The following is an 8,268-nucleotide window of genomic DNA, read 5'->3' on the forward strand; positions in this document are numbered from 1 at the left end:
ATATAAGAGATATTGGAAAAGAAATGTTAAAATATTAGGAAACAAAAAAACAGGGCAGGAACTGCCCGAAGAGCTTGGTAAATATATTTGGCTAACAAAAGCAGGTACTTCCCAAGAAGCTCCCGCTTCTAAAAGCGGGAGTAGTTCACTAGTTTTGTATATGATTATTATATTATAAATTTTTTTAGTAGATTAATCCTAATATTTACTTTTAAATAATTAAAATAAATATTTGCTTTTTAAATAGGGAATAGTTTTAAATTGTTTTTACTATAATATTAAATACAAGAAAAAACTTGACAAAAAACGATTATTGTTGTAAACTAATAATATAAAAGATTACAAATGTAAACATTAAAGTGAGGTAAAAATGTGAAAGAAAGTTATAAAATTGATAAAAAACATAATATAACTGATGCAGAGTGGGAAATAATGCGAGTAGTGTGGGCAAATAATGAAGTTACAAGTAAATTTGTGGCAAAGGTGCTTTGTGAGAAAATGAACTGGAAGCAGGCTACAATAAAGACGCTGTTAAATCGGCTGCTAGAAAAGCGTATTTTGAGAAAGAGGGAAATTGGGAACAAATATATTTATTCGACGGATTTTACTGAAAAAGAAGTTGCTAACAGCTATATATTGGGAACTTTTGATAAAATTTGTAAAACGAAAGTTGGAGAAATGATTGGGAAAGTTATTGAGAATAGTGAATTAAGTTTTGATGACTTGGAGTTGATTTTGAAGGCTGTAGAAGAAAAAAGAAAGACTGCAGTAAAGGAAGTTTTATGTGATTGTGTGAAAGGGCAGTGTAATTGTGAGCATAATGCACATAAACATATTTAATATTAAGCATCATTTAAATAACAAATATATTATAAATCTTTTAGTAGATTAAACCTAATATTTACTTTCAAATAATTAAAATAAATGTTTGCTTTTTAAACAGGAAATAGTATAAAAAGATAAGTTATGTTTTATATTATTTGCGAGTAAAAGAATTTATGATTTAAATGGGAAATAGGAAAATGTCTTATAATTTAAAAATAATTTTGATAACATAAATATTATATATTTTAAAAATCAATAGATGCTATTTTTATTAATTTTATAAATATAGTAAAATATATAAAATTTATGATTTGGAAATTTTATTTATTTTGTGAGATAGTTCTGTGAATATAAATAATTGTAAGATCAAAAGTATGATATTTTAGAATATTTTTAATAAATAAATTTTGTATAAATTAATAAAAATTTTAATAGAGGAGGAAAAAATATGGCAGAAAAAACTTATACAGTAACTGGGATGAGCTGTGCAGCTTGTGCGAATGCTGTGGAAAAGGCACTTAACAAGAATGAGGATATTAATGCTTCGGTTAATATTGCAACTGAAAAATTGAATGTTGAGTATGATGAAGGAAAGTATGATTTTGATAAGATTAGGAAAATAGTGGAATCGGCTGGGTATGGGTTAGTTGAAAATATGACCGAGGACAGGAAAGTTGAGCTTTATCAGGAAAAGATAGCGAGTTTGAAAAAGAGACTGATTTTAGCGGTTGTATTTGTTATTCCGCTTTTGTATATTTCGATGGGGCATATGCTTGGGGCGGCACTTCCTGAATTTTTGAATCCTAAGGTAAATGCGCTTAATTTTGCGTTGGTGCAGTTTGTGCTAACTTTGCCAATCATTTATGCTGGAAGAGATTTCTTTTCGCATGGATTTAAAAATTTGGTAAGAAAGTCACCAACCATGGATTCGTTAATTGCAATTGGAGCAACATCAGCAGTACTTTATGGAATTTATGCAACTTTTAGAATTATTAATGGAGATACTGAAGCACATATGGATTTATATTATGAATCGGCTGGTGTGATTATTACGTTAATTTTGTTTGGGAAATTGCTAGAAGCAAAGACAAAGGGACAGACTTCATCAGCAATAAAAAAACTTATCGGGCTTCAGCCTAAAAAGGCAAAAATTATTAAAAATGGTATTGAAAAGGAGATTTTAATTGAAAATCTGAAAGTTGGAGATATTGTAATTGTAAAGCCTGGTGAAAAAATTGCAGTAGATGGGAAAATTGTAGAAGGTACGACTTCTGTGGATGAATCAATGTTGACTGGGGAGAGTTTGCCAGTTAGTAAAACAGTTGGGGACAAAGTTGTTGGGGGAAGTATTAATAAGAATGGAAGTATTAGGTTTGAGGCGACTGAAATTGGTAAAAATACAGTCTTGTCACAAATTATAAAACTGGTAGAGGAAGCGCAAGGTTCAAAGGCGCCAATTTCGAGAATGGCTGACATTGTAGCGGCATATTTTGTTCCTATTGTTATTGGAATAGCGGTAATTACAGGAATTAGCTGGTTTGTAAGTGGAAATGGATTGGCTACTTCATTGTCATTTTTTATTGCTGTACTTGTAATTGCATGTCCGTGTGCATTGGGGCTTGCAACACCGACATCAATAATGGTTGGAACTGGAAAAGGTGCTGAAAACGGTATTCTTATCAAAAGCGGGGAAGCTCTTGAAACAGCACATAAAATTAAAACTATTGTATTTGATAAAACGGGTACAATTACAAAGGGGAAACCTGTACTAACTGATTTGATAACATATGGAAATTATAACGAAAATGAATTGTTAAAAATTGCTGCAAGTGTGGAAAATGATTCGGAACATCCTCTGGCAGAAGCAATTGTAAATGGAGCAAAGAGTAAAAATATTGAAATTAAATCGTATGAAAAATTTAGAGCGATGCCAGGTTATGGTATTCGTGCAACTTTTGAAGGCAGAGAAGTTCAAATTGGAAATAAAAAATTGATGGAAAATAGAAAAATTGATGTAAAAATTTCTCAAAAGGATTATGACATTTTATCAAATGAAGGTAAAACTCCAATGTATATTTCAATTGATAACGAATTGGCTGGACTTGTCGCAGTGGCAGATGTTATTAAGGAAACAAGCAAAGAAGCCATTGAAAAATTGAAAGAAATGGGAATTAAAACGATAATGCTTACTGGAGATAACGAAAAAACTGCAAAATTTATCGCAAAACAAGTAGGAATTGACGATGTAATTTCAGAAGTTCTGCCTTACCAAAAATCTCAAAAAATAAAGGAGCTTCAGGAAAAAGATGAATTTGTTGCAATGGTTGGAGATGGAATTAATGATTCGCCAGCATTAGCTCAGGCAAATGTCGGAATTGCGATAGGAAATGGAACTGATATTGCTATAGAATCGGCTGATATTGTTTTAATCAGAAGTGATTTAAGAGATGTAGCAGGAGCGATTTCACTAAGTAAAGCAACAATTACAAATATAAAGGAAAATCTATTCTGGGCATTTTTTTACAACGTACTTGGAATCCCATTTGCAGCTGGAATATTTTATGCATTTTTTAATGGACCAAAGTTAGATCCGATGATTGCAGCTTTTGCAATGTCGTTTAGTTCGGTGTCGGTTTTGGGAAATGCTTTGAGATTGAAGTTTTTTAAAGTTAAATAGTATTTTTTAAAAATAGGTTGAATTTATCCTATATTTATGGTATTATACTTTATGAGAGGTGAGTAATATGAAAGCAGAATTAGACAACTTAGTTTCAATGAAAGAAGCTAATCAAAATTTTTCAAAAGTGGCAAGAATGGTAGATACAAATGGATCTGTTGTTATTTTAAAAAATAATACCCCAAAATATATTTTAGTTGATTACAATTTAGCAAAGGAAGTTGAAGAAGAACCAGTAAAATTTGCGGAAGATAATGAATTGGAAATGGTTTCATCTAAAATTTTAAAGAAATACAAAAAAACATTTGAGGAATTGGCAAAATGATTCTTTTATCTGAAAAGCAAATATTAAAACTTCATTCTGAATTGGTAGAAAAATTTGGAGGAATTGATGGAATTAGGGACAAAGGTTTAATTGAAAGTTCAATAAATAATGTTTATCAATCTTATTTTGGAGTTGAAAAATATCCAACAATAGAAGAAAAAGCTGCAAGATTATGTTATAGTTTTATTAAAAATCATGCTTTTTTAGATGGAAATAAGAGAATTGGAATTTATGTTATGATGGTTCTTCTTGAGTTAAATGGAATTAGTTTAAATTGTTCTAATGATGAACTTACAGAATTGGGGTTAAAAATAGCAGATTCTAGTATAGGGTATTCTGAAATTCTTGAATTTATTTATAAATTTAAGTAATATTTAAAACTATATTTATAAAAAATAAAAAAACCGTTTTAAATGAATTAATCAAATAAGACGGTTTTTTATTTTGTTTTCAAATTAAAATATATTTAAAATTTTATCCTTCTTTTATAGCAGGTTTTAATGCCCCTAAAACGAAAGCTGAAACAATACTTCCAATGATAACTGCTACTAAGTATAAGAAGAAGTTGTTGCTTAATGCCATTACTAGAATTCCACCATGTGGGGCAGGTATTTTTATATTAAATAGTCCTGTTAATGCTCCTGCGATTGCTGAACCTACGACACTTGCTGGAATTACTCTTGTTGGATCTGCTGCTGCATAAGGAATTGCACCTTCTGTGATGAATGAGAATCCCATAATGTAGTTTGTAAGTCCTGCTTCTCTTTCTTGTGCAGTAAATTTATTTTTAAATAATGTTGATGCTAATGCGATTGCGATTGGAGGAACCATTCCACCAGCCATAACTGCTGCCATTGGTAAACTTCCACCAGATGTCATTGTAGCTGCCAATGTTCCAGAACCAAATACATAAGCTGCCTTATTTACAGGCCCTCCCATATCAATAGCCATCATTCCACCAAGAACTGCACCTAATAGAACAGCACTTGAACCAGACATTCCATTTAACCAAGCATTTAAACCATTGTTAATTATTGCTGCAAATGGATTTATAACAAGTACCATTGCTACACCTGTGATTAATACTGATAAAACTGGATACAATAATATCATTTTTAATCCGCTTAAAGATCTTGGCATACCTGACAATGCTTTTACTAAACCTTGTACAACATATCCAGCTAAAAATCCACCAAGCAATGCACCAATAAATCCAGAACCACCAGCTGTTGCAATAGCTCCTGCAACTAGTCCTGCTGCTAATGCCGCTCTTTCACTAATACTGTAAGCAATATATCCAGCTAATACCGGCACAAACAATCCAAATGCCTGTCCACCAATATCTTTTAACATTTTAGCTAGCGGTGCTTTAGAACCATATTCTGCTCCAGCTCCACCATTACCAGATAATGTATCAACTAAAAATGCCAGTGCTATTAAAATTCCTCCACTTATTACTAACGGAAGCATATATGAAACTCCACTTAATAAGTGTTTGTAAAGTCCTTTTTTCTCAGATGAAGATGATTCAGAAGAGTCTGCAGTTTTTGAACCGCTTGCATGGAAAATAGGGGCTTTTCCATCTAAAACCTGTTGAATTAATGCTTTTGCATTGTTAATTCCTTCTTTTGCTTCTACTTGAATTAACGGCTTTCCATCAAATCTGTCAACTTCGATATTTCTGTTAATTGCTAAAATTACACCAGTAGCTTTTTTAATATCTTCGTCAGTCAAGACGTTTTTTCTGCCATCTGCACCGTTTGTTTCAACTTTTATGTTTATTCCCATTTCATCAGCCGCTTTTTTTAGTGCTTCTGCTGCCATATAAGTATGGGCAATTCCTGTTGGGCAGGCTGTTGCTGCGATTATGTAAGGAGCGTTTGCATCAGCTGGAGCTTGTGCAGTTACAGCATCTTTCTTTTCTTCTTCTGCAAATTTTTCTGCTTCAGCTTTATTGATGATTTCCAATACTTCATCAGCTGTTTTTGCATTTTCAAGAGCTTCCTTAAAATCATCATCCAATAATAATTGTGATAATCTTGCAAGTGTTTCAATATGAGTGTTATTTGCACCATCTGGAGCGGCAATCATAAAGAATAGTGTTGCAGGATCTCCGTCTAATGAATCGTAATCAATCCCTTCTGGTTTTCTACCCATTGCAAGTGCAGGTTTTTTTACATATTTTGTCTTAGCATGTGGAATTGCGATTCCTTCACCAATTCCAGTTGAGCTTTGAGCTTCTCTAGCCATCAATGCCTCTACATATCCGTCATAATCATTCAGGACACCTGTTTTTTCGTGCAATCTGGCAAGCTCTTTAATTATATCTACTTTAGTTGTAGATTTTACATCTAGACTGATTCTATCTTTAATCAGTAAGTCAGATATTTTCATTTGTACACCATCCTTAATTTATTATTTTTCATTTTATTTCTTTAAATAATTTTTATTTTCAGCCGTAGTAAAGCAACTTTAAAATTAAATACAAAAATCATTACTATTTTACTCAATTGTCAAGTTTGATTTTTACTCTTTAAAAAGTTTCCTTTGAAATTTCAATTTCATCATATAATTTATTTACTAAATCTTTTTCTGCAAGTCCATAAGAATAAGCTGTAGCACTTCCTGAAGCGACTGCTAATCTAAATGAATCTTCTGGAGAAAGCCCTTTTACAAATCCTGCAGTAAATCCTGCAACCATAGAATCTCCAGCACCAATTGAGTTGATTAATTGCCCTTTTGGAACAGATGCTTCCAGCACAAAGTCCTTGTTTACAAGCAATGCGCCTTCGCCACCTCTAGATAAAATGACATTTTTAACTCCTCTGTCTAAAAAGAATTTACATTTTTTAACAATTTCAGCTTTTGTTTCTAATTTTTCATTAAACATTTCTCTTAATTCGTGAATATTTGGCTTAACAAAAAGATTGTTGTGAATGTTATCTTGTAATAAATTTCCTCTTGTATCAAGCACAATTTCTACATTTGCTTTTACATTTTCAGATAATTGCTTGTAAATTTTGCTGCTGATTGAAGATGGGATGCTTCCAGATAAAACAAGTATATCTCCATCTTTTAAATCAGAAATTTTGTTAGTTAATTCTTGCAATTTTTCCTCTGTAATTTCTGGTGAAACTCCGGTAAGTTCAGTTTCTTTGTCGTTTCCATTAACCTTTACATTAATTCTAGTATTTCCTTCAAGTTGTACAAATTCAGATTTTATGTTATCTTTTTTCAAATCTTTAACAATAAAATCTCCAACAAATCCAGCAACAAATCCAATTGCTGTAGATTCCACATCCAGATTTTTCAATACTTTAGAAACATTAATCCCTTTTCCGCCAGCTCTATAATTTACTTCGTGGGCAAGATTCAAATGTTCTGCTTTTAAATCATCCTTCAGATACATGTCATAATCCAATGCTGGATTCAATGTCAATGTGTAAATCATCTTTTTTCCTCCTAAATTTAAATATATTTTATATCTTTTAAACCATTTATATAGATGTATTTAATAATTCAATTTTTTTATTTTGACAAAGAGTCAGCATTTTTTGTTTTACAATCTTTATTTCATTAAATTCTAAATCTATATGGTTTTAAGCCTAATATAGCTTTGATATATTATTACTATATATTTATAACATTTGAAATTTAAAAAGTCAAATAATTTAGACTATTAAATTTATTTTCTCATTTTTCTTTAATGTTAATATATTATAATTAAATTAAATCAAGTCAAGATTCAAATCAGATTATAATGGGAGTGGTATATATGAAAAGTAAAATCAAAAAGATATTTATTTATGCCTTGCTTTTATCTTTAATAAGTTGTGGAAGCAGTGGTGGTAATAACGATACAGGAAAAACACCAACACCAGCTCCAAAGCCAAAGCCAAAACCAGCAGATCCAAATCCAAAAGGGCCAAGTGCCTCAGATGTTTATTATAATGGTGAAATTGTGATCCGAAATGGAGGATATTCATCACAATATCCAAATGGTATAATACTTACAACGGCAACAAGTGATATAGTTAAAATTCCAAATATAGCTGGAACACCAATAAAAAAACAAGATTACCAGACATCTTCAGGGATTCCAATGAATGGAAAAATATTTTTGCACAGTACAGGAACTACACAGCAAGTTACAGACTTTAGTTCAGATTTAACTGCTTCAAATAGTTATCGAGCAGCAATTGGCGGAGATTTAATGGATGAGTATATTGCAAGAGTAAATTCAGCTTCAGGTGGAGATAATTTATTAAATAGTGCAAGAACACTCACGACTTTAGTCGTAAAATGAATTGCACGAAAATTTTAGTAAGCATATAGGGAAACTTGTATGTAGACACGGAGCAAAACCGTGCAACAAAGAAACTGAACTGCTGGGAACTCTTAAAGCTAGTATAACCACAACATAATACCTTCGTTCAAATAT

General features: G+C 31.4%; 7 protein-coding genes. 5 read left to right on the plus strand and 2 right to left on the minus strand.

Annotation, left to right across the window (positions count from 1 at the left end):
- Positions 1-372: 372 nt before the first annotated feature.
- From ACO409_RS09425 to ACO409_RS09440, 4 genes are all read left to right on the plus strand, one after another.
- Positions 373-840: a CopY/TcrY family copper transport repressor gene (locus tag ACO409_RS09425; protein ID WP_485556680.1), complete on the plus strand. Its 468-nt coding sequence runs from the start codon at positions 373-375 to the stop codon at positions 838-840.
- Between the two features lie 433 nt (positions 841-1,273).
- Positions 1,274-3,502 carry a heavy metal translocating P-type ATPase gene (locus ACO409_RS09430; RefSeq protein WP_485556682.1) on the plus strand — a complete coding sequence of 743 codons (2,229 nt, stop codon included), beginning with the start codon at positions 1,274-1,276 and terminating at the stop codon, positions 3,500-3,502.
- A gap of 67 nt (positions 3,503-3,569) precedes the next feature.
- Complete coding sequence (locus tag ACO409_RS09435) at positions 3,570-3,827, plus strand: type II toxin-antitoxin system Phd/YefM family antitoxin (RefSeq protein ID WP_314714492.1); 258 nt, start codon at positions 3,570-3,572, stop codon at positions 3,825-3,827.
- Positions 3,824-4,198, plus strand: a complete 375-nt coding sequence (locus ACO409_RS09440; RefSeq protein ID WP_485556685.1) for a type II toxin-antitoxin system death-on-curing family toxin — start codon at positions 3,824-3,826, stop codon at positions 4,196-4,198. The genes ACO409_RS09435 and ACO409_RS09440 overlap by 4 nt, the downstream gene beginning before the upstream one ends.
- 103 nt (positions 4,199-4,301) lie before the next feature.
- On the opposite strand, the gene ACO409_RS09445 is transcribed toward ACO409_RS09440, so the two are convergent.
- Both ACO409_RS09445 and pfkB read right to left on the minus strand, forming a co-directional pair.
- Positions 4,302-6,221 (minus strand): PTS fructose transporter subunit IIABC, encoded by a 1,920-nt coding sequence (locus ACO409_RS09445; protein ID WP_485556686.1) that lies wholly within the window; start codon positions 6,219-6,221, stop codon positions 4,302-4,304.
- 139 nt (positions 6,222-6,360) lie between these two features.
- Positions 6,361-7,278: a 1-phosphofructokinase gene (gene pfkB / locus ACO409_RS09450; protein ID WP_485556688.1), complete on the minus strand. Its 918-nt coding sequence runs from the start codon at positions 7,276-7,278 to the stop codon at positions 6,361-6,363.
- 324 nt (positions 7,279-7,602) lie between these two features.
- Between pfkB and ACO409_RS09455 the strand changes: the two genes are divergently transcribed.
- Positions 7,603-8,133, plus strand: a complete 531-nt coding sequence (locus ACO409_RS09455; RefSeq protein ID WP_485556690.1) for a hypothetical protein — start codon at positions 7,603-7,605, stop codon at positions 8,131-8,133.
- The last annotated feature ends 135 nt before the right edge of the window (positions 8,134-8,268 follow it).

The organism is Leptotrichia sp. (genome assembly GCF_057270615.1).

What these genes read in the sequence shown, in the direction of transcription:
- ACO409_RS09430 (WP_485556682.1), top strand. Translation starts at nt 1,274, where the DNA reads ATGGCAGAAAAAACTTATACAGTAACTGGGATGAGCTGTGCAGCTTGT.
- ACO409_RS09435 (WP_314714492.1), top strand. Translation starts at nt 3,570, where the DNA reads ATGAAAGCAGAATTAGACAACTTAGTTTCAATGAAAGAAGCTAATCAA.
- ACO409_RS09440 (WP_485556685.1), top strand. Translation starts at nt 3,824, where the DNA reads ATGATTCTTTTATCTGAAAAGCAAATATTAAAACTTCATTCTGAATTG.
- ACO409_RS09445 (WP_485556686.1), bottom strand. Translation starts at nt 6,221, where the DNA reads ATGAAAATATCTGACTTACTGATTAAAGATAGAATCAGTCTAGATGTA.
- pfkB (WP_485556688.1), bottom strand. Translation starts at nt 7,278, where the DNA reads ATGATTTACACATTGACATTGAATCCAGCATTGGATTATGACATGTAT.
- ACO409_RS09455 (WP_485556690.1), top strand. Translation starts at nt 7,603, where the DNA reads ATGAAAAGTAAAATCAAAAAGATATTTATTTATGCCTTGCTTTTATCT.